The sequence below is a fragment of the Comamonas sediminis genome (assembly GCF_041107495.1).
GTDB classification, from domain to species: Bacteria; Pseudomonadota; Gammaproteobacteria; order Burkholderiales; family Burkholderiaceae_C; genus Comamonas; species Comamonas sediminis.
This window is the reverse complement of record NZ_JBGBDC010000001.1, coordinates 348,364-368,763: the sequence shown is the minus strand read 5'-3', so window position 1 is coordinate 368,763 and position 20,400 is coordinate 348,364. Positions and strand designations below refer to the sequence as shown.

At 64.7% G+C, this 20,400-nt stretch carries 21 protein-coding genes; 9 read left to right on the top strand and 12 right to left on the bottom strand.

Annotated elements, in window-relative coordinates; all coding sequences use genetic code 11:
• Genes AB7A72_RS01565 through AB7A72_RS01555 form a run of 3 tightly spaced genes read left to right on the top strand, consistent with a single transcriptional unit; the run spans position 1 to position 2,501 of the window.
• On the top strand, positions 1-738 hold the full coding sequence (locus AB7A72_RS01565; RefSeq protein ID WP_239811378.1) for an SDR family NAD(P)-dependent oxidoreductase: 738 nt from the start codon (positions 1-3) through the stop codon (positions 736-738).
• Positions 739-777: 39 nt separating this feature from the next.
• Complete coding sequence (locus AB7A72_RS01560; protein WP_407064947.1) at positions 778-1,752, top strand: Bug family tripartite tricarboxylate transporter substrate binding protein; 975 nt, start codon at positions 778-780, stop codon at positions 1,750-1,752.
• Positions 1,753-1,775: 23 nt separating this feature from the next.
• Positions 1,776-2,501 (top strand): SDR family NAD(P)-dependent oxidoreductase, encoded by a 726-nt coding sequence (locus AB7A72_RS01555; RefSeq protein WP_369458817.1) that lies wholly within the window; start codon positions 1,776-1,778, stop codon positions 2,499-2,501.
• Positions 2,502-2,623: 122 nt separating this feature from the next.
• Here the strand turns inward: AB7A72_RS01555 and tolA are convergent, their stop codons facing one another.
• The 9 genes from tolA to AB7A72_RS01510 all read right to left on the bottom strand — a co-directional run bounded on the left by tolA (position 2,624) and on the right by AB7A72_RS01510 (position 9,381).
• Positions 2,624-3,793 carry a cell envelope integrity protein TolA gene (gene tolA / locus AB7A72_RS01550; protein WP_369458816.1) on the bottom strand — a complete coding sequence of 390 codons (1,170 nt, stop codon included), beginning with the start codon at positions 3,791-3,793 and terminating at the stop codon, positions 2,624-2,626.
• Positions 3,794-3,804: 11 nt separating this feature from the next.
• Positions 3,805-4,239: an ExbD/TolR family protein gene (locus AB7A72_RS01545; RefSeq protein ID WP_133858040.1), complete on the bottom strand. Its 435-nt coding sequence runs from the start codon at positions 4,237-4,239 to the stop codon at positions 3,805-3,807.
• Between the two features lie 17 nt (positions 4,240-4,256).
• Positions 4,257-4,955 carry a protein TolQ gene (gene tolQ, locus AB7A72_RS01540; RefSeq protein ID WP_133858039.1) on the bottom strand — a complete coding sequence of 233 codons (699 nt, stop codon included), beginning with the start codon at positions 4,953-4,955 and terminating at the stop codon, positions 4,257-4,259.
• A complete protein-coding gene (gene ybgC, locus AB7A72_RS01535) occupies positions 4,952-5,368 on the bottom strand; it encodes a tol-pal system-associated acyl-CoA thioesterase (protein WP_133858038.1) in 417 nt (138 codons plus the stop codon). The genes tolQ and ybgC overlap by 4 nt, the downstream gene beginning before the upstream one ends.
• Before the next feature lie 102 nt (positions 5,369-5,470).
• A complete protein-coding gene (locus AB7A72_RS01530) occupies positions 5,471-6,655 on the bottom strand; it encodes a pyridoxal phosphate-dependent aminotransferase (RefSeq protein WP_312462982.1) in 1,185 nt (394 codons plus the stop codon).
• Between the two features lie 149 nt (positions 6,656-6,804).
• On the bottom strand, positions 6,805-7,341 hold the full coding sequence (gene nusB / locus AB7A72_RS01525) for a transcription antitermination factor NusB (RefSeq protein WP_312409675.1): 537 nt from the start codon (positions 7,339-7,341) through the stop codon (positions 6,805-6,807).
• Positions 7,338-7,799: a 6,7-dimethyl-8-ribityllumazine synthase gene (ribH, locus tag AB7A72_RS01520; RefSeq protein WP_312462983.1), complete on the bottom strand. Its 462-nt coding sequence runs from the start codon at positions 7,797-7,799 to the stop codon at positions 7,338-7,340. The genes nusB and ribH overlap by 4 nt, the downstream gene beginning before the upstream one ends.
• Positions 7,800-7,802: 3 nt before the next feature.
• The gene (gene ribBA, locus AB7A72_RS01515) at positions 7,803-8,924 is read right to left on the bottom strand and encodes a bifunctional 3,4-dihydroxy-2-butanone-4-phosphate synthase/GTP cyclohydrolase II (protein ID WP_239811385.1); all 1,122 of its coding nucleotides are present in this window, start codon (positions 8,922-8,924) and stop codon (positions 7,803-7,805) included.
• Between the two features lie 166 nt (positions 8,925-9,090).
• Positions 9,091-9,381, bottom strand: coding sequence for a 2Fe-2S iron-sulfur cluster-binding protein (locus AB7A72_RS01510; protein WP_239811386.1), 291 nt, complete (start codon positions 9,379-9,381; stop codon positions 9,091-9,093).
• 369 nt (positions 9,382-9,750) lie between these two features.
• On the opposite strand from AB7A72_RS01510, the gene AB7A72_RS01505 reads away from it, so the two are divergent.
• The 3 genes from AB7A72_RS01505 (at position 9,751) to AB7A72_RS01495 (ending at position 14,930) form a co-directional block, all read left to right on the top strand.
• Positions 9,751-10,668, top strand: coding sequence for an SDR family NAD(P)-dependent oxidoreductase (locus tag AB7A72_RS01505; protein ID WP_369458815.1), 918 nt, complete (start codon positions 9,751-9,753; stop codon positions 10,666-10,668).
• 176 nt (positions 10,669-10,844) lie between these two features.
• Positions 10,845-12,377: a glutamate--cysteine ligase gene (gshA, locus tag AB7A72_RS01500; RefSeq protein ID WP_369458814.1), complete on the top strand. Its 1,533-nt coding sequence runs from the start codon at positions 10,845-10,847 to the stop codon at positions 12,375-12,377.
• 177 nt (positions 12,378-12,554) lie between these two features.
• Positions 12,555-14,930 (top strand): FUSC family protein, encoded by a 2,376-nt coding sequence (locus tag AB7A72_RS01495; RefSeq protein ID WP_312834713.1) that lies wholly within the window; start codon positions 12,555-12,557, stop codon positions 14,928-14,930.
• Between the two features lie 25 nt (positions 14,931-14,955).
• On the opposite strand, the gene AB7A72_RS01490 is transcribed toward AB7A72_RS01495, so the two are convergent.
• Both AB7A72_RS01490 and AB7A72_RS01485 read right to left on the bottom strand, forming a co-directional pair.
• On the bottom strand, positions 14,956-15,183 hold the full coding sequence (locus tag AB7A72_RS01490) for an oxidoreductase-like domain-containing protein (RefSeq protein ID WP_369458813.1): 228 nt from the start codon (positions 15,181-15,183) through the stop codon (positions 14,956-14,958).
• Positions 15,180-15,431: a hypothetical protein gene (locus AB7A72_RS01485; protein ID WP_021027316.1), complete on the bottom strand. Its 252-nt coding sequence runs from the start codon at positions 15,429-15,431 to the stop codon at positions 15,180-15,182. The genes AB7A72_RS01490 and AB7A72_RS01485 overlap by 4 nt, the downstream gene beginning before the upstream one ends.
• A gap of 70 nt (positions 15,432-15,501) precedes the next feature.
• Between AB7A72_RS01485 and ylqF the strand changes: the two genes are divergently transcribed.
• From ylqF to AB7A72_RS01470, 3 genes are all read left to right on the top strand, one after another.
• Entirely contained in the window at positions 15,502-16,446 is a 945-nt protein-coding gene (gene ylqF / locus AB7A72_RS01480) for a ribosome biogenesis GTPase YlqF (protein WP_369458812.1), read from the top strand.
• 446 nt (positions 16,447-16,892) lie between these two features.
• Complete coding sequence (locus AB7A72_RS01475; RefSeq protein ID WP_369458811.1) at positions 16,893-17,138, top strand: hypothetical protein; 246 nt, start codon at positions 16,893-16,895, stop codon at positions 17,136-17,138.
• Positions 17,139-17,177: 39 nt separating this feature from the next.
• Positions 17,178-19,151, top strand: coding sequence for an ATP-binding protein (locus AB7A72_RS01470; protein ID WP_369458810.1), 1,974 nt, complete (start codon positions 17,178-17,180; stop codon positions 19,149-19,151).
• Between the two features lie 79 nt (positions 19,152-19,230).
• Here the strand turns inward: AB7A72_RS01470 and AB7A72_RS01465 are convergent, their stop codons facing one another.
• The gene (locus AB7A72_RS01465) at positions 19,231-20,352 is read right to left on the bottom strand and encodes a TraB/GumN family protein (RefSeq protein ID WP_369458809.1); all 1,122 of its coding nucleotides are present in this window, start codon (positions 20,350-20,352) and stop codon (positions 19,231-19,233) included.
• Positions 20,353-20,400: the final 48 nt, after the last annotated feature.

The following is a 20,400-nucleotide window of genomic DNA, read 5'->3' as shown; positions in this document are numbered from 1 at the left end:
ATGGCCGATTGCAGCTACCAATTTGGCGGCCGGGTGGCCGTGGTGACCGGCGGCGCCAGCGGCATTGGTGCCAGCCTGGTGCAGGCCTTGCAGCAGGCGGGCGCGCGGGCGGCGGTCTGGGATCTGCAGCCGCCTGCCGCAGCAGGCGCCGGCGACGCGCTGTTCTGCCGGGTCGATGTGACCGAGCCAGCCAGCATCCAGGCTGCGCTGGCGCAGACCCTGGCCCGCCTGGGCCGTGTGGACATGCTGATCAATAGCGCCGGCATCACCGGGCCCACGATGGCACTGGATGCGTTTGACGATGCTGTCTGGCAGCGGGTGATTGCGATCAACCTGGTGGGCGTCTACAACGTCTGCAAGGCCGTGGTGCCGGTGCTGCGCACCCAGGGCTATGGCCGGGTGGTGAACATCGCGTCGCTCGCGGGCAAGGAAGGCACGCCTAATGCATCGGCCTACAGCGCGGCCAAGGCCGGGGTGCTGGCGCTGACCAAGTCGCTGGGCAAGGAGCTGGCGGGCAGTGGTGTGCTGGTCAATGCGGTAGCGCCGGCGGCGGTGCGCACGCCGATTCTGGAGCAGATGGCCCCCGAGCATGTGGCCACGATGGTCGCCAAGAGTCCGATGGGGCGCCTGGGTGAGCCCGAGGAGATTGCCGCCCAGGTGCTATGGCTGGCGTCGGATGCCTGCTCATTCAGCACAGGCGCGGTGTTTGATGTATCCGGTGGACGTGCGACCTATTGAAACTGCACGACAAAGTAAAAAGCAGGAGACGGTATGAACATGAACAAAACGCGCCGCAGCGCCATGGGCTTTGTCGCCGCCGGTGCCAGCGCTGTGCTGATGGGCATCAGCGGCTGGGCGGCGGCGGCGGACTTTCCGGCGCGCCAGATCGAGCTGATCGTGCCCTTCCAGCCTGGTGGCGGCACCGACGGCGTGGCCCGCGCCTTCGGCGAGGCGGCGCGCAAGCACATTCCGCAAAGCGTGGTGGTGATCAACAAACCCGGAGCCAGCGGCGCCATCGGTTGGACCGACATGATCAATGCGAAGCCCGACGGCTACAAGCTGGCCGTGGTGACGGTGGAGCTGGTCACCCTCAAGCCGATGGGACTGGCCAAGTTCTCGTACGACGATGTGCAGCCCATCATCCAGTTCAACGCCGACCCGGCCGCGATCACCGTGCGCGCCGATGCGCCGTGGAACACGATTGAGGAGTTCCTCGCCGCCTCCAAGAAGGAGCCCGGCAAGATGGGCGTGGGCAACGCCGGCAATGGCTCGATCTGGCACTTTGCAGCCACCGCGCTGGGCGACAAGACCGGCATCAAGTTCAACCACATTCCATTCCAGGGGGCAGGCCCGGCCGTGCTGGCGCTGATGGGCGGCCACGTCGACGCGGTGGCGGTGAGCCCGGCCGAAGTGGCCCAGCAGCTGCAGGCAGGCAAGCTCAAGATGCTGACCGTGATGGCCGACCAGCGCGTCAAGAACTTCGACAAGGTGCCCACGTTGAAGGAAAAGGGCATCGACCTGAACATTGGCACCTGGCGCGGCATTGCCGGCCCCAAGAAGCTGCCGGCCGATGTGCTGGATTACCTTAAGACGGCCGCCAAGAAGACGGTGGATGAGCCCGCCTTCCAGGAGGTGCTGGCCAAGCAGAACCTGGGCTTTGTCTATGCCGACGACCAGGGTTTCCGCAACCAGATGATGAAGGACGCGAGCTATTTCGCTGACCTGATCAAACTGCTGGACATGAAGAACTGAGCCCCAAGCGAGTGATGCGAGTGATGACTACGACCTACCAGAAAGACCTGTTGACAGGCAAGACTGCCTTGGTGGCTGGTGCCACCCAAGGCATTGGCGCGGTGATTGCCAACCATTTGGCCGCGCTGGGCGCGCGGGTGATTGCGATGGGCCTGGGCGACGGCGACGGCACGCTGGACGCCGGGGTGGAAGTGCGCCAGGCCGATGTCACCCGCCAGGCCGATCTGGATGGGGCGCTGGCCGATCTGGACGAACTCGACATCGTCTTCAACTGCGCGGGCATCATCAAGCGCGGCCTGGAGCACGATGTGGAGGTTTTCCAGCGCGTGCTGGAGGTGAACCTGACCGGCACCATGCGGGTCTGCACCGCCACGCGCGACAAGCTGCGTGCCCGGCGCGGCTGCATTGTCAACACCGCATCGATGCTGACTTTCTTCGGCGGCGGCCTGGTGCCCGGCTATGCGGCCAGCAAGGGTGGTATTGGCCAGCTGACCAAGTCGCTCGCGATTGCCTATGCGGCCGACGGCATCCGGGTGAATGCGATTGCCCCGGGCTGGATTGCGACGCCGCTGACCCAGGCGCTGCAGGACGACCCGGCCCGTTCAGGCCCCATCCTCGCGCGCACGCCCCTGGGGCGCTGGGGCACCCCGCAGGATGTGGCGCAGGCAGCGGTGTTCCTCTGCACGCCGGCAGCCAGTTTCATGACCGGGGTGGTGCTGCCGGTCGATGGCGGCTACATGGTGACCTGAGCGCGTAAACACCTTCCATGGCGGGCGCCCGCAAGGGCGGTGCCTGCACGCTTCCTTTCAAAGGACAAATGCCCTCGGCCAAGGTGGCCGAGGGCATTTTTTTCAGGAAGACGAACAGGTCTTCAGTCCTTGGGGCGGAAGCCAATGACCAGGCTGGAAGGCACCCGGCCATCGGTGTCGCGCGGCAGGGTCTCGGTCTTGTGCATGGCGCGGACGACGGCATCGTCCCAGGCCTTGTTGCCGCTGGACTTGGTGACGCGCACACCCACAATGGTGCCATCCGGGGCGGCGCGCACTTCCAGCTCGGCCCGCGGATTGCCCTGAATGTCATCCGGGAAGGTGATGTTGGGGCGCACCTTGGCGGCCACCTTGCCGCCATAGCCGGCCGATGGGCCACCCTGACCGCTGGCGGTGCCCGACGTCGAGCCGCCCTGGCTGCTGCCGCTGGCGCCTGCCGCACCGGCCATGCCCGCCATGCGTGCCAGATTGGCCTGGCGCTGGGCTTCGGCGGCCTTGGCGTCCGCTGCTGCCTTGGCCTTGGCGTCTGCAGCGGCCTTGGCCTTGGCATCGGCGGCAGCCTTGGCCTTTGCGTCGGCTGCAGCTTTGGCTTTGGCGTCGGCTTCTGCCTTGGCTTTTTCTGCCTTCTCGCGTTCGGCCTTGTCCTTCTCCGCCTTCTCGCGGGCGTCCTTTTCCTTCTGCAGACGGTCCTTCTTGTCCTGCTCGGCCTGCTTCTTGCGGTCGGCTTCCTTGCGGTCCCGCTCCGCCTTTTCGGCCTTTTCGCGGGCGTCCTTTTCCTTTTGCAGGCGTTCCTGGCGCTCTTCTTCCAGGCGCTCCTTCCTGTCCTGCTCGGCCTGTTTCTTGCGCTCGGCTTCCTTGCGCTGGGCCAGTTCACGCTCCTTTTGCTCGCGCTGCTTGGCTTCCTGCTCCTTCTTCTTGCGCAGCGCAATCTCGGACTCGCGGTCATCCTCGTCCGGCACGGCGGCCACGGGTTTGGGCGTGGTCACGGCCGGGGCGGGTGTGGGCGGGGGAGGCGGCGGCACCGGTGCCGGTGGTGGCGGTGCCACGGGCGGAGGCGGTGGGGGCGGCGTCAGCGGTGCGGGCGCAGCCTGCTCATTGGTGGGCGCCCATAACTCGGCCTCGACCGAGGGCTGGTCGCTGTCGCGCGGGTTGCGCACGGTCCAGAGCAGGGCGACGACCACCAACAGGTGGGCGGCAGTCGCCACCGCCCAGGACTTGGTCCGGGACGGTGGACGGGGTGGAGCAAGCTGATCGCGCTCTTGACGAGGGGACATGGCGACTCTTCTTACTGGCTGCCGCCTGCCACTTGCAAGGCAACACGTTTGACACCGGCCTTCTGCAGGGTCGACATCGTATCGATCACCTTCTGGTAGGTCAGGTCCTTGTCCGCCACGATCAGCATCGCGCTGTCCTCAGGCGGGTTGTCCGCTTGCCAGGCCTTGGCCCGGTCGGCCAGATCGCCAGCGGCCACGGTCTGCGTGACATTGCCGGTCTTGAGCTGGATCGAGCCGTCCTTGTCCAGCAGGACATGGGCGATGTTCTTGGTGGGCGGGCGCTCGCTCTTGCCTGCCTTGGGCAGGTTGATGGCGCCCGGCGTCAGCATGGGAGCGGTCACCATGAAGATGATCAGCAGCACCAGCATCACGTCGATGAAGGGCACCATGTTGATCTCGTTGACGGTGCGGCGGTTGCGTTTACCGCGGGAGGCTACGGCCGGCATGGCTGTTTCCTTTGTATTTAGTGCGCTGCGTGCAGCGGCTGGGCGCCCAGGTTGCGCTGCAAGATGTTGGAGAACTCTTCGATGAAGGTTTCCTGCTGGCTGGCGATGCGGTCAATGCCGCTGGAGAAGCGGTTGTAGGCGGTCACGGCGGGAATGGCCGCGAACAGACCCATCGCAGTGGCCACCAGGGCTTCAGCAATGCCGGGCGCAACGGTAGCCAGGGTGATCTGCTCCATGCTGGCAAATCCGGTGAAGGCGTGCATCACGCCCCAGACGGTGCCGAACAGGCCGACGTACGGAGAGACGGAGCCGATCGTGCCCAGCAGCGACAGGCCCGATTCGATCTCGTCCATCTCGCGCTGGAAGCTCGCGCGCATGGCACGGCGGGTGCCGTCCAGCAAGGTGTCGGGGTTGGTGATGTGGCGCTCGCGCAGTTTCTGGTACTCGCGCATGCCGCTGGCAAAGATGCGTTCCATCGGGCCGCAGGCTTTGACGTTGTGCATCGCGTTCTGGTAGAGCTCGTTGAGGCTGGAGCCGGACCAGAAGTCGCTCTCGAAGGTCTCATTCTTGTTCTTGATGGCTTTGAGCATGCCGACCTTGCGCAGGATCGTTGCCCAGCAGGCGACCGAGGCGGCCACCAGGATCAGCATCACGAGTTGCACCACCCAGCTGGCGTGCAAGACCAGGCTGGCAATGGACATTTCTTGGGAATTCATGAGGAGATGGTTTGGATCAGGGTTTGAGGAATTCTTGCCGGGCGCATGCTGACAGCGTCGACCCAGCCGATACGAATTGTGCCCTCACACAGCAGTTGAGGTGTATCTGTTGGTTGCTTCTGTTTTAAGAGCACCCGCTGTGTGATCTGCATGGAGGCGCGCCCCGCATCTTGGAGTTCTGCGGTGACGATGAGTTCATCGTCCAGGCGAGCAGGTTGTAAATATTTGATAGTCGCTTCACTGACCACGAACATACCGCCGACCTGCTCGCGCAGGCGCTGCTGCTCCAGTCCCAGCGAGCGCAGCCATTCAGTGCGGCCCCGCTCCATGAACTTGAGGTAGTTCGCGTAGAAGACGATGCCGCCGGCATCGGTGTCTTCCCAGTAAATGCGGATCGGGAACTCAAAGGCCATGGATATAGCCTTTCAAATTGGCTCTATAACGAAGAAACAGCGCAGTGCCGCGCGGATCCTCGTGCGAGGATGCTGGCAGAGAGCGGCGCGCAGCGGTCATCATCAGGCCAGCAGCTTGCGCAGCCGGGCAATGGCCTCTTGCAGCTGCTCCATCGAGTTGGCGGTGGAAAAGCGCACAAAGCGGCCGGTGTCATGGCTGCCAAAGTCGCGGCCCGGGGTGATCGCCAGGTGGGCCCGCTCCATCACCGCATAGGCAAAGTCCCAGGAGCCTTCAACGCCGAGCTTCCTGGCAGCCTCGCTGCAGTCGGCCCAGGCGTAGAAGGCGCCATCGGGTGCGACCGGCACGGGCAGGCCCAGTGCTTCAAGCGCCGGGATGAAGTAATCACGCCGGGCCTTGAACTCGGCGCGGCGGCGCTCGTACTCGGCCATGCTCTCGGGCGCAAAACAGGCCAGTGCCGCATGCTGGGCAATGGTGCTGGCGCAGATGAACAGGTTCTGCGCCACGCGCTCGACCACAGGCACCAGCGCTTCGGGCACCACGGCCCAGCCCAGGCGCCAGCCGGTCATGTTGAAGTACTTGCTGAAGCTGTTGATCGAGATGATGTTGTCATCGATCGCCAGCGCAGTCTGGCCAAAGGCCTCGTCATAGGACAGGCCCAGGTAGATCTCGTCGATGATGGTCACGCCATCGCGGGCCTTGACCACCTCGTGGATGCGGCGCAGCTCTTGCGGCGCAATCGAGCTGCCCGTGGGGTTGGAGGGCGAGGCCAGCAGCACGCCACGGGTTTGGTCGCTCCAGGCGGCCTGCACCTTATCGGCGCTCAGCTGAAAGCGCTCTTGGGCCGTGGTGGGCAGCAGCACGGCCCGGCCTTCTGCCGCACTGACAAAGTGGCGGTTGCAGGGGTAGCTGGGGTCGGGCATCAGGATCTCGTCGCCGGCGTTGATCAGCGACAGGCAGACCAGCTGCAAGGCAGCCGATGCGCCGGCGGTGATGACGATGCGGCGCGCCGGCACATCGACGCCAAAGCGCTGCTGGTACCAATCGGACAGCGCCTGGCGCAAAGGCTCGATCCCGAGCGCCGGTGTGTACTGGGTGCGGCCTTCGCGGATGGCGCGGTCGGCGGCTTGCTGCACCAGCGCTGGTGCGGTGAAGTCCGGCTCGCCGATGTTGAGAAAGATCATCGGCTCCGCGCTGCCCGCCACCTGGGCCGCCAGTGCCTGGGCGGCCTTGGCGACCTCCATCACATAAAACGGCTCAATGCGCTCGGCTCGGGTGGCGATTTTCATGGTCTTCGGCTTGGATCAGAGGGCACCCACAGCGTTGGCGGCATATGGGCCAGCACAGAGTGTGCTATCAAAAGTATAACTGGCGGCGGCTAAGCCCTTAGAAAAAACCGATGCCAGCGCGCAGGCATGGGCATCGGTTGTCAGGGCGATCAGGCCGCGTTGTTGCGGTCGGCCGCCACCTCAACGGCGCGCAGGCTCGGGGCCAGCGCGTTGAGCACCGCGTTCACATACTTGTAGCCGTCGGTGCCGCCAAATTCCTTGGCCAGCTCGATGCTCTCGTTGATGACCACGCGCCATGGCACATCCAGGCAGTGCTGGAACTCATAGACGCCAATCCACATGCAGGCATGCTCGATGGGCGAGATCTCGTCCATCTTGCGGTCCAGGTGCGGGACGATCTGCGCATTGAGTTGCTCGGCCGATTCGATGCAGCCGTGCAGCAGTGCGTCGTAATGGGCGGCATCGGCCTTGTGAAAGCCAGCCAGGTCGCGCGTGAACAGGTCGATCTCGGTGGCGCTGTTGCCGCTCAGGATGTACTGGTAGAGCGCCTGCAGCGCGAACTCACGCGAGCGGCTGCGGGTGGACTTGGAGGCAGCCTTGCGCGCGCCGGTGGAGGTAAGGCCCTTGCGGGCCTGGCGCGGAGGGCGCGGGCTGGAGGAGGGCGCGTTCTGGTCGTTTTCGTTCATAGTGTTTTCAGCAGATTGGCCATCTCGACGGCGACGATGGCGGCATCGCGCCCCTTGTCGACCTGGCGGGCAATGGCCTGGGCTTCGTTTTCAGTAGTGAGGATGGCGTTGGCAACGGGGATCTGGAAATCCAGCCCGATGCGCGTGACGCCTGCGCCCGATTCGTTGGCCACCAGTTCAAAGTGGTAGGTTTCGCCGCGGATGATGCAGCCCAGCGCGATCAGCGCATCGAATTCTTCGGATTCGGCCATGGCTTGCAGTGCCACGGGCACTTCGAGTGCGCCGGGTACTTTGACATGGCGGATGTTCTCGGCTTGCACGCCCATCGCGGCCAGCTCCTGCAGGCAGGCCTGGGCCAGGCTGTCGGTGATGCTTTCGTTGAACCGGGCCTGCACAATGCCGATGGCGAGCGCGCTGCCGTCCAGGTTTACTGCGCTGCCTTTTTCTGCTCCAAACATGTGTTATTCCTTGTTGATGTATCCGGTGATCTCAAGCCCGTAACCGGCCATGCTGGGCAGGCGTCGGGGCGCGCCCATCAGGCGCATCTTCTGCACGCCGCAGTCACGCAGGATCTGCGCGCCAATGCCGTAGGTGCGCAGGTCCATGCGGCCCCGCTCGGGGGCTTGCGCGGCGCGTGCCTTGCCGTCGAACTGGCGGATCAGCTGTGAGGCGCTTTCATTGCAGTTGAGCAGCACGGCGACGCCACAGCTTTGCTGCTGCAGGTAGGCCAGGCTGGCGTCCAGGGTCCAGCTGTGCATCGCGCGGCCGGTCTCGAGCAGGTCCATCACCGACAGGGGCTCGTGCACACGCACGGGCACATCGCTGTCGGCCTGCACGCTGCCCTTGACCAGGGCCATGTGCACCGCGTGGCTGGCATGGTCCTGGTAGAGGTGGGCGGTGAACTCGCCATGCGCCGTTTGCAGCGGGCGGCTGCTGATGCGCTCGACCAGCGATTCGTGGCGGCTGCGGTATTCGATCAGGTCGGCGATGGTGCCGATCTTGATGCCATGCTCTGCGCAGAACAGCTGCAGATCGGGCAGGCGGGCCATCGTGCCGTCGTCCTTCATCACTTCGCAGATGACGGAGGAGGGCGAGCAGCCTGCCAGGCGCGCCAGGTCGCAGCCGGCTTCGGTATGGCCGGCACGCATCAGCACGCCGCCATCGACTGCCTGCAACGGGAAGATATGGCCAGGTTGCACCAGATCGCTGGCCTGGGCATTGGGTGCCACCGCAGCCTGTACGGTGCGGGCGCGGTCGGCGGCGGAAATACCGGTGGTCACGCCTTCGGCCGCCTCGATGGAGACGGTGAACGCGGTGGACAGCGGCGCACCGTTGTTGGCGGTCATCTGGCGCAGCTGCAGGCGCTCGCAGCGCTCGCGGGTCAAGGTCAGGCAGATGAGGCCCCGGCCCCACTTGGCCATGAAGTTGATGGCTTCCGGCGTGACATGGTCGGACGCCAGTACCAGGTCACCTTCATTTTCGCGGTCGGCTTCATCGACCAGAACGACCATGCGGCCAGCGCGCATCTCGGCAACAATGTCCTCCACCGGAGAGATCGGCGCAGGGATCAGGGGGCTGCTCATGGAATGCCTTTAAAGAACTTGTGTCATGTCTGGCCGCAGATCTGCAGCAGGTCAGACAGTAAAAACCCCAATTTTAGACCAGCTGCTCCCCTGCTGGGCGGCTTTGCCGCTTCTGGGGAGTAGCGTGCCGGGTCAATTGCGGCCGAGCCTGGCTGTCGGGCAGCGCTCAGTATTCGCCGCGCAAGAGCACGACATTGCCATCCGGATAGGCCACGCAGGGCAGGACGCAGCCCGCTTCCTTGTCCTCGGCGCTGAGCCCGGGCCACTCGATCTCATAGTGGACGCTGCCCGATTTGAGCCGGCCGACACAGGTGCGGCAGGTGCCGTTGCGGCATGAGCTGGGCCAGTCCACGCCGCCTTCTTCCAGCGACTGCAGCAGCGGCGTATCTGCCCAGGCATCGACCTGGATGTCTTCGTTGTCGATCTGGGCGTTGTAGAGCTCGGGGGTGATGGGCATGGGGTGTGGAAAGTGGGGCCTGTATCAAAAGCATAGCTGCCCAGCCATGTGTGGTAAGCATGGATGCTGGAAAGCAAGGATGAGGCCAGTTTTGCTGAAATTGCGGGCAATGTAACACGTGGCTAATAAAAACATGGGCTTAGCGGGTTAAATGGCCCGCGATGGCCACTTATCCACATGGTTGTTCAGCCATTTTCGGGATAACCCTAGCGTGTAGCCGGCCTCGGCCGGCGTTGTCTCCCCCGCGTCTGTCGCCCAAGCGCCGTGCAAAGCAAATGTGAACACGTACAGTGCGAATGCATCAGAGGCAGCAGGCCTCTTCCAATATTGGGCGCCAAAAGCGCCCGCATGGTGTAAAGGTGCGAATGTATGGGTCTGGATTTCAGCGACAAGGTAGCGATTGTGACGGGGGCCGGCGGCGGGCTGGGGCGTGAACATGCATTGGCGCTGGCCCGGCGCGGGGCCAAGGTGCTGGTCAACGACCCGGGCGGCGCGGTGGATGGCCAGGGCAACTCGTCCGCCGCTGAAAAAGTGGTGCGCGAGATCGAGGCGCTGGGCGGCATCGCCATGGCCAGCCATGCCTCGGTGACCGACTGGCCGGCCGTGCAGGCCATGGTCGCCCAGGTGATGGAACGCTGGGGCCAGGTGGATGTGCTGGTCAACAATGCCGGCACCTTGCGCGACAAGAGTTTTGCCAAGATGGAGATGGACGACTTCCGCGCGGTGCTGGAAGTGCATCTGATGGGCAGCGTGCACTGCTGCAAGGCCGTATGGCCCCATATGCAGGCGGCCAACTATGGCCGCATCTTGATGACGACCTCGTCGTCGGGCCTGTTCGGCAACTTCGGCCAGAGCAACTATGCCGCCGCCAAGATGGCGCTGGTGGGCCTGATGCAGACCCTGGCGCTGGAAGGGGCCAAGTACAACATCCATGTGAATGCGCTGGCGCCGACGGCTGCCACGCGCATGACCGATGGCCTGCTGGCGCCCGAGATGCTGCGTGCGCTGCGGCCCGAGCTGGTCAGCCCCGCGATGCTGGCCCTGGTGCACGAGAGCGCACCGACACGGGCCATTGTCTGCGCGGGCGCGGGCAGTTTCGAGGCCTCGCACATCACGATGACACGCGGGGTCCACCTGAGCGCCGACAGTGTGCCGGTGGATGAGATGGACAGCCACCTGGCCCAGCAGTGGGCCGAGCTGACCGACCGCCGCGGCGACATCGTGCCGGACAACGGTTTTGTGCAAGGCGATCTGGAAATCCGCAAGGCACAGCAAAAGCTGCACTGAGCTTGCGCATAAAGCAACAGATAGCGCGATTGCAACAGCTTCTTACTATGACTTGCCGGGGCATGCGTCAGTCCCTGGGTTAAATCCCGAAGGCCGGTCAGGCTGAGCGTGCAATACTCTGCCAGTCGCCGGGCAACCTGCTATCGTGCAGCCCGGCTTTGACAAGAACAACGCAGATGAACCATATCCAACAACGTATTGATGCCATTGGCGCGCAGCGCCTGCTGCAGATGGGTCGCGGCATCGAGAAAGAAGGCTTGCGCGTGAACGATGACGGCGCGCTGGCCCTCACGCCGCACCCGGCTGCCTTGGGCTCGGCGCTCACGCACAGCAGCATCACGACTGATTTCAGCGAGTCGCAGATCGAGATCATCACCGGCGTGCACCAAGGGGTGCAGGCCTGCCTCGACGAGCTCGCCGAGGTGCACCAGTACGTCTACCAGGTGCTGCAGACCAACGACGAGCGCCTGTGGATCTCGAGCATGCCCTGCTCGCTGCCGTCGGATGAGAACATTCCGCTGGGCCGTTTCGGCACCTCGCACATCGGCCGCTCCAAAAGCATCTACCGCATGGGCCTGGGCCACCGCTATGGCCGCCGCATGCAGACCATCTCGGGCATCCACTACAACTGGTCGCTGCCCGGCGTCGGCAGTGAGGAATACTTCGGGTTGATCCGCAATTTCCGCCGCCAGGCCTTTTTGCTGCTCTACCTCTTTGGGGCCTCGCCGGTGCTCTGTCCCTGTTTCGTGCAGGGCCGCCCGCACCAGCTGCAGCCGTTGGGCGACGGCCAGGGTGCGCTGCACCTGCCGCATGCCACCTCGCTGCGCATGGGGCGCCTGGGTTACCAAAGCGATGCCCAGGCATCCATCAACGTCAGCTACAACCACCTCAAGGGCTATGCCGATTCGCTCTACGGTGCATTGACCCAGCCCTACCCAGCCTATGAAAAGGTGGGCATCCTCAACCCCGGTGGCGAGTACAACCAGCTGGCCACGAGCCTGCTGCAGATCGAGAACGAGTTCTACGGCACCATCCGCCCCAAGCGCACCGTGCAGCGCGGCGAGCGCCCGCTGCATGCGCTGCGCGAGCGTGGGGTTGAATACGTCGAAGTGCGCTTGATGGACATCAATCCGTTCGACAGCATGGGCATCTCCGCCCCCACCATGCGCTTGCTCGACATCTTCCTGCTGCACTGCCTGCTGAGCGACAGCCCGCCCGATTCGCCGGCTGAAATCGCCGAGATGAAGCACAACCAGCACATGGTGGCCGAGCGCGGCCGTGAGCCTGGCCTGCACCTGCAGCGCCAAGGCAAGGAAGTGCTGCTGACCGACTGGGCCCAGGAGGTTCTGCAAGCCTGCCAGCCGATTGCCGCAGCGCTGGACCAGGCCCATGGCTCCACCGACTACAGCCAGGCGCTCAAGCACTCCCAGCATCTGCTGGCCCACCCTGAGCAGACACCCTCGGCCCAGGTGCTGGCGGCGGTCAGCGAACAGTTCGGCGCCTCGTTCAAGGCCTTTGGCGCTGCCCAGTCGCAATGGGCCCGCGAGCAGACCTTGGCCCGCCCCTGGAACGATGCACTGACAGCCAAGTACCAGCAGCGGGCGGCCGAATCGATGCAGGCCCAAAAAGACATGGAAGCGGCCGACACGGGTCCGTTTGAGGAATGGCGCCAGTGCTATATGTCGCCTGAGCACCTGGTCGTGTCCTGACCGGTCTGCTGCCCCAGAGCCCGCTGATGCGGGCTTTTTTGTGGCTGGCATACCGCAGCGGATGCGGTCAGAATGCAAACGTTTGCATGAGTCTGGGTGCTTCTGATTTGATAGCTTCCCGCGTTGGCTATCATTTGTCCGACATCATTCGGTATTGATTTCTCGTATTGTTGTTCCATGGCGCATTTCTCTTCCGACCGCAGCTGGCGCACCTTCAAGCGTGGCCTGCTCAACCACTATGTGCTCAACGGGCTGGAAGTGGCGCTGGGCCTCTTTCTGGTCACAACCCTGGTGCAACTGATCTGGGGCACCCAGCATGCGGCGGCGGCCTCGGTTGGGGTCATCGTCACCATCGTTGTCGACAATCCGGCCCCGCGCCGGGGCAAGTTCTGGCGCATGCTGCCCGCGCCCTTGCTGGGCGCGCCGCTGTTTTTCATGGTGCAGTTGATGCACCAGCACCTGGTGCTGCTGGGCCTGGTGGCCGTGGTGTCGACCTTTCTGGGCTTTTTGTGGATGGCCTGGGGCAAGCGCGGCGCGCCGATTGCGATTGCGGTGGTGCTGGCCATGGTGCTGGGCATGTCGGTGCCCAAGCCAGCCGAGGGGCAGCTGCTGGCCGCAGCGGCCGAATCGACGATGTTCTTCAGCATCGGTGCCGGCATGTTCCTGGTGTATGCGGTCATCGCCAACACCTTGCTCAATTTCCGCTACCGCGTGCAGTTCATTGCCGATACCGTGCTGTCGCTCGCTGCCTTGATGCTGGAGCAGGCCCGCATGGTGCTGCCCGAGGCGGCCCGCCATGTCGGCCTGGAAGGCGAGACGGTCGACGGCGAGGCCTATGGCGACAACCTGGCGGACCGCAATTTTGGCAAGTTCTCGCGGGGGAGTGCACCGCTGCAGCACATGGGCCAGTTGATGGCCCGGCACGCGGCCTTTGCAGACCAGTTGCAGGCCGCCCGCGATATCGTGCTGGAGAGCCCGCGCACGCCACGCCGCCAGCGCCTGGCCGGCATGCTGATGCAGATGTTGGAGATCCGCGACCACCTGTTGGCCTGCGAGCTGGATCTGGAGCATTTGCGCAAGGCGCCCGAGCAGGCGCCGATGCTGCTGGCCCAGCAGGCCATGCTGCGTGCGCTGGCGATGGAGGTGGTGCACCTGGCCGACAGCCTGCTGCTGGGCCGCAAGCCCCGGCCGATGAGCAATCTGGATGCGTTGCTGCGCCCGATGCAGATGGCCAGCCAGCTGCCGGCCCAGCGGCTGGAGGAATCGCTGCCCGACCACTACGACACGGATGTGTCGCCCCAGGCGCTGTCGCGTGAGCTGAGCGAACGCATTGTGCGCATCCATGAAGAGGTCAACCGTTTGATCGGCCTGGGCCGCGACGAGATCGAGCCCGATCTGGCCGTGGTGCGCGCCAGCTGGCAGATGTTTGTCAGCCCCACTGCCTGGTCCTGGACGCCGTTCAAGGGCCTGATGAGCTGGGATGCGCCTCCGCTGCGCCATGCGATCCGTGCGGCGCTGGCCATTGCGGTGGGCTACCTGGTCGTGCAGGTCCTGCCCTGGAATGCCCATGCCTACTGGGTGCTGCTGACGATTGTCGTGGTACTGCGCGGCAGCCTGGCGCAGACCCTGGAGCGGCGCACGGTGCGGGTGCTGGGCACCTTGCTGGGCTGCGTGGCGGCACTGGCCATCCTGTCGGCGCATCTGTCACCGCTGGGCCTGATTCTGTGCCTGACCCTGGCCCAGGGCGTGTCGCACGGCTTTGCGCTGCGCCGTTACCTGTTCACCGCGATGGGCGCCACGGTGCTGGGGCTGGTGCAGGCCCATATGCTGCATGCCGGTGGCAGCACCACCTTCCATATGTTCGAGCGCGTGGTCGATACCCTGATCGGCACCGGCATTGCCTGGGCCTTCGCCTACGTGCTGCCGTCCTGGGAGCGTTCGCAGCTGCCGGCGCTGGTGCAGCGCGTGCTCAAGGCCCAGGCGGCGCATGCGAGCACCTCGCTGGCGGTGGACCAGCTGCAGGCCGTCGACAATGCCCCCGAGTTGGCCTGGCGCCTGGCCCGGCGCGAAGCCTACGACAGCCTGTCTGCACTGATTCAGGCCGTGGACCGTTCGCTCAAGGAGCCGCGCGCCGTGCAGCCACCGCTGCAGGCGCTGGAGCTGTTCCAGGCCCATTGCTACCAGCTGCTGGGCCAGATGTCCTCGGTCAAGATCATGCTGATGATGCGCCGGGGCCAGACCCCGTCGCCGTTTGCGGTGCAGCAGCTCAAGGACACGGCGGCCACCATCGACGCCTGCCTGCTGCAGGCGCCTCAGCAACCGGCCGTTGTAGAAGGCGAGGCCCCGCGCCCCGCCAAGATGCCGGCGCCCGAGCGTGTGCCGGGCCCCGAAGACCGCGACCAGCTCATTCCCTGGCTGATGCGGCGCCTGGCTACTGCACGCATCCTGGCCAGCCAGCTGCAACAGGATGCGGCGCAGATCCGCCAGTTGCTGGCGCGTGAGGAGACCTTGCCGCCGGTGCAGGCGGAAGCTACACAGACGGCATCTACGTAATGGGTTCAAGCCAAGAGGCGAGGGTTTAAGGCTGCAGCGCTTCCAGCGCGCATTCCTGCCAGTACATCGCAGCGGCAAAAAAGCCTTCCCAGACGCAGCCATTGCAGCCCCGGCCGCAGCAGGTGGTGGGCGCTGGCGGGGGCTCGCGCAGGCTGATCTGCCGGGCGCTGGCGCTGGCCTGCAGCGCGGCAAAGCACTGGCGCGCCTGCCGCAAGCTGCTCAGCGGCTGGATGTGGGGGATGGCCGGGTTCACTGCTCGGGCCGGGGAGGCACGGCCTTGCGGCGCAGGCCAAAGCGCAGCACAAAAGCCGCGCCCAATACCAGGGAAAACCAACCCACTGCCGGCGCCTTGGCGAAAACTCCCTGCACAATATCGCCCTGAGCGACATAGGGCGAGACCACGATCACCAGCCCTATCAAGACCAAGATGATGCCTTTGATGAGCAGGTCCTGATCGGATTTGCGCTGCGCATCCCACTGGCGTTGAGATAAAGAAGACATGGCAGCATTATCCGGCACAGCGCGCCTGCCTGCGCACCGCCTGCCTGCCATTCCCCCCGAAAGCAAGAGTATGAGTATCCAATGGTTCCCCGGGCATATGCACCTGACGCGCAAGCTGATTGCCGAGCGCATCAAAGACATCGATGTCGTCATCGAGGTGCTGGATGCGCGCATGCCAGGATCGAGCGCCAACCCGGCGCTGACCGAGCTGACCGGCCACAAGCCGACGCTCAAGATCATCAACAAGCAGGACATGGCCGATGCCAGCCGCACCGCGCAATGGGTGGCCTGGTACGAGGCCCAGCACGAAACCAAGGCCTTGCCGCTCGATGCCAGCGAGCCGGCCCCTGCCAAGCGCCTGGTGGAAGCCTGCCGCCAGCTGGCGCCCGGGCGCGGCGGCCTGTCCAAGCCCATGCGCGTGCTGATCTGCGGCGTGCCCAATGTGGGCAAGTCCACGTTGATCAACAGCATGAGCGGCAAGGGGCAGGCCAAGGCCGGCGACGAGGCTGGTGTGACCAAGGACGAGCAGCGCATTGTGCTGGCCGATGACTTCTACCTCTGGGACACCCCCGGCATGCTCTGGCCCAAGATCATCGTGCCGGAGTCGGGCTACAACCTGGCGGCCTGCGGGTCGGTGGGCCGCAATGCCTATGACGACGAGCTGGTGGCGCTGGAGCTGCTGCTGTACCTGCAAAAGCACTACGCCCGCCAACTGGACGAGCGCTACAAGCTCGGTCTCGATGACGAAGAAATGGCGGCGCTCGCGGATGACGAGCTGCTGACCCTGATTGGCAAGAAGCGCGGCGCAGTGATGAGCGGCGGGCGCATCAACATGCAAAAGGCGGCTGAGCTGCTGATCACCGACTTTCGCACCCAGATGCTGGGCCGCATCACGGTGGAGACCCCGGCAGAGTTTGAGCAATGGCGCGCGGCCGGCGAGGCGGCCGAGGCCTTGCAGCAGGCCAAGAAGGCTGAACATGCCAAGCACCGCAAGGCTGGCCGCAAGCGTTATTGACCCGTCTGCTGCGCCGGCCGTGGTTGGCTGCCCGGTTGGCGCGTTGCTACGTTTTATGCGCACAAAGCCGCGCAAAAGAGGCCGAAGCCAGCGGTTGGCGGTCATTTTTATGCAACAGACTGCATATGGGGCTTGCGTAATTAACAAATTACCGCTATAGTCCACCTTTCGTCTTCTTATCGCTGCAGTAACGAACGACCTTCTGCAGCGCACCATTGGGAGTTTTTGCTATGTCCTGTTTCATGTTCAACCCTCTCCACTGAACACGGTTTCTGCCCCGGCTAAACCATGTTCATATGGTTTAGCCTTGGCCCAGATCGCCGCCTGCACACTGCAGCCGGGATCGACAAAAGCCCTGGCTACTGCGCCGGGGCTTTTTGTTTTGGGGTTTTTGCTGCGCCAGCCACCAGGCCATTGGCGCGCGAGGCCCCTGAGGAACCGCACAGATGAGTGCAAAAACTGTTTCCCGCGCCTTTGAAGATGGCCGGGTCAAGGCCTTGCGCCGCATGAAGCAACCTATGGCGTTGCTGATCGTGGCCGATGCCACTCCTTTCAACCCTGTTGCCAAGGCCATGGCCCAGCGGCGTCTGTCCGGCGCTGCGGGCAAGCACATCCGCAGCCAAGGCGCCCAGCGCCGTGCCGACCGGATGGCCTTGCAACAGATGACGCGCCGCGCCGACTGCGGGGATTGAGCGGCCGCGCCGGATGAAGAGAACCATCAGATGAAAGAAATGAAAACCTCCCCGGAGCTATTGCTTCGCGTACAGATGCATGAGCGTCAGCAAAACCTGCAGGCCATTGCGGCCCAGCTGAAAACCGAATTGATCGGTATTGATGACGTGATTGACCGTGTGACGGGCGCTGTGCGCGCCTGGTATGTGATGCCCCAGCTCATTACCCGCCCCGTGATCGTGTGCCTGTGGGGATTGACAGGCACGGGCAAGACCCAGCTGACGCGCCGCCTGGCGCAGCTGCTGGGTTTTTATGATCGCTTTGTCGAAGTCCAGATGGACGGCTTCAGCCAGAACGGTGACAGCTATGGCGCATCGACCATCTCCGGCACGCTCGAGAGTGCCGGGCTGGTGGAAGCTGCGCCCGGCATCCTGGTGCTCGATGAGTTCCAGCGTTACCGCACGGTGAGCAGCCGTGGCGATGACAGCAAGGTCGAGCGCTACCAGGATGTCTGGGCCTTGTTGTCGGATGGCAAGCTGCCGCCTGCCTTGTCGGAGTTGCACAGCATCGAGCGCAAGCTGGCGGACGCGCTCTACGACGCCGAACGGGCCGACGAGGACGATGCGCAGGAGCGGCACAAAAAGCAGAAAATGCGCTACAAGATCGATGCCTGGGACGCGCAGGCACTCAAGCGCAGCCTCAAGCTCGATGCGCCGTTGCTCGAGATCATGCAGTGGAGCAATGACTACATTCACCAATTGCTGATCCAGTTTCGCAGCTCCCAGCAATCCTGGGAGACCGATTACAGCAAGCTGCTGGTCTTTGTCTGTGGCAACCTCGATGAGATGTACACGGAGACGGCCAGCCGCGTCGAGGACTGCGACACCGACGCCGACATTTTTCACCGGCTCACCAGCCGCTTGTCGCTGATCGATGTCAAGCGTGCGCTGGCCGAGCGCTTCAAGCCCGAGCAGATCGCGCGGCTGGGCAACCAGCATGTGATCTACCCGTCGTTCAGCCGTGCGGCCTACGAGCAGCTGATTGCGACCACGGTGCACAACTATGTGCAGGGCATCGAGGCCAACTGCGGGCTGCGCTTTGTCATCGGCCACGATGTGCTGGCGCAGATCTACCAGAACGCCGTCTTCCCCACCCAGGGGACGCGGCCGCTGTTCTCGTCAGTGCACACGATCCTCTCGAGTGCGCTGGTGGATGCGGCGCTGTGGGCGTTGGAGCAGGGCGCGCAGGCCGGCCAGCCATTGCAGGTGCAGATGGCCGCTGGCGCAGCCCAGCTGCAGGTGCAACTGGCGCTGCCGGATGCGCCCGAGGTGCTGCAGCAGTGCTTTGCGGTGCCGCTGGATCTGAACAAGGTCAAGCAGCGCACCAGCGCGGATTTCCGCGCGCTGCTGGCGGTGCATGAGGCGGGCCATGGTCTTGTCTATGCGCTGCTGTTTGGCCGCACCCCGCAGGAGCTCAAGATCAATATCGCGACCTTCGAAGGCGGCTACAACAGCTTTACCGAGCTGCAGGCCACCTCGCGGCGCAATATGCTGGACATGGTCTGCGTGGGTCTGGCCGGCCGTGCGGCCGAGCGCCATGTATTCGGCCAGGAGGCCTGTACCACCGGCGCCGAGCAGGACATCCGGCAGGCCACGGCGGACGCGGCACGCTACCTGCGCCACCTGGGTTTTGGTGCGCGCCTGTCGCGCACCGATGTGGCCCAGGAGCCCGGCGACAACACCAATACCGAAGTGGCCCCTACCAATGCCGGTATCGAAGCCTTGCTGCAAGCGCAGATGCTGCGTGCGCAGGACCTGCTGGTGCAGCACAACGCCTTGCTGATGGCGATGACCGCCTTGCTGCTGCGGGAGGGCCTGATCAGCCCGGCCGCGATGGCGCAGCTGTGTGCCGCGCATGGCCAGGTGGTGCTCGCCAGTGCGGCGCAGATCCCGGATGCCGCCGAACAAAAATGGGTGTTGGAGCCCTATGCAGAGATGCTGGCCAGGCACGATCAGCGCCCCCACATGGCCTGAGTACGCCAGCATTGACGCCGATGTTTTTACGCCGCCTGCTGCAAAGCAGGCGGCGTTTTTTATGGGCGCTGGTCTGCGCTTACCGGGCCTTGGCTGGCGTGCCGGCAACCGCTGCGGCATCTGCCCCCTTGCCCGTCAACTGCCGCACCGTAAAGCCCTGCTTTTGCAGCAGCTGCAGCAGGTTGTTGTCGCCCACCATGTGCAGCATGCCCACGGCGATAAAGAGATTGGGCTGCGCGGCAATCATCGCCGGCAGCCGCTCGGCCATGCGCTGGTTGCGGGTATCGAGCAGCGCCGCTTGCATGCCCACATCGCCCAGGCATTGGCAGTCCTGCATCAGCTGCTGCAGGCCAGCGAGGTCGCCGCTTTCCCAATAGGTCGCGAGCTGCTGGGCGACCTGGCGGTTCTTGCCGCTGTCGATGTCGTTCAGCGCCTTGCGGATGTCATCGGGCGTGGCCAGCTGCGCGGGCACCCCGCCGCCGCCCAGGCCCATGGCCAGCAACTGCTCCTGCGCCGTCTCGATCGCCTGCACCGGTCTGCCGACGGCATGCGCCATCGCTGCCAGGTTCAGGTCGATGCCGTAGGCCGGGTGGTAGCCGCTGCGCGCCATGTCCTGCATGCCCAGCGCGATCAGACGGGCCAGGGTGGCGGCATTGGTGTGCCAGGTCGTCTGGTCCACGCAGGATTCGAAGGCCATGCGGCCCATGCGTGTCTGCAGCTCGGGGTTCTGGCGCATGACCAGCTTTTGCCGGTCACTGTCTTCGCGCATCGCCTCGGTCAGCGCCTTCAGGGTGGCGGGGTCCAGCGGGTCCAGCTCCAGCGCAATCGCGGGGGCTGCGCGCAGCGCTTGCGCGGTGCGCGGGCCGGGAAAGATCCAGGGCAGCTGGCCCACATGGATGCTGCCCCAGAGATAGGCGAGATCATCGCCTTTGCGCAGTTCCCACAGCACACCCCGGTCCGGGTGGGGCTTGCGCGATTCCGCCTGGTAGACCGCAGGATCTTTGGCGGCTGGCGCCGGGCACGAGGGGTTGTCCGCTGGTGCCAGCTGCGGTGCTGGCGTGGCCGAGCTTGCTGCCGGCGTGCGGGCCTGGGCGGCATGGCCGCCGGCGAGCAAGACCAGGCCCAGCAGCAGCGGTGGCAGCAGGCGCAGGCCGCGTGCGCGGCGGTGGGGGAGGGGCGAGAGGGTGGCTGAACGCTGCAAAACGGGCTCCAGATCATGGCCGCAAGGGCTTGCGGATGTGCGCGCCCT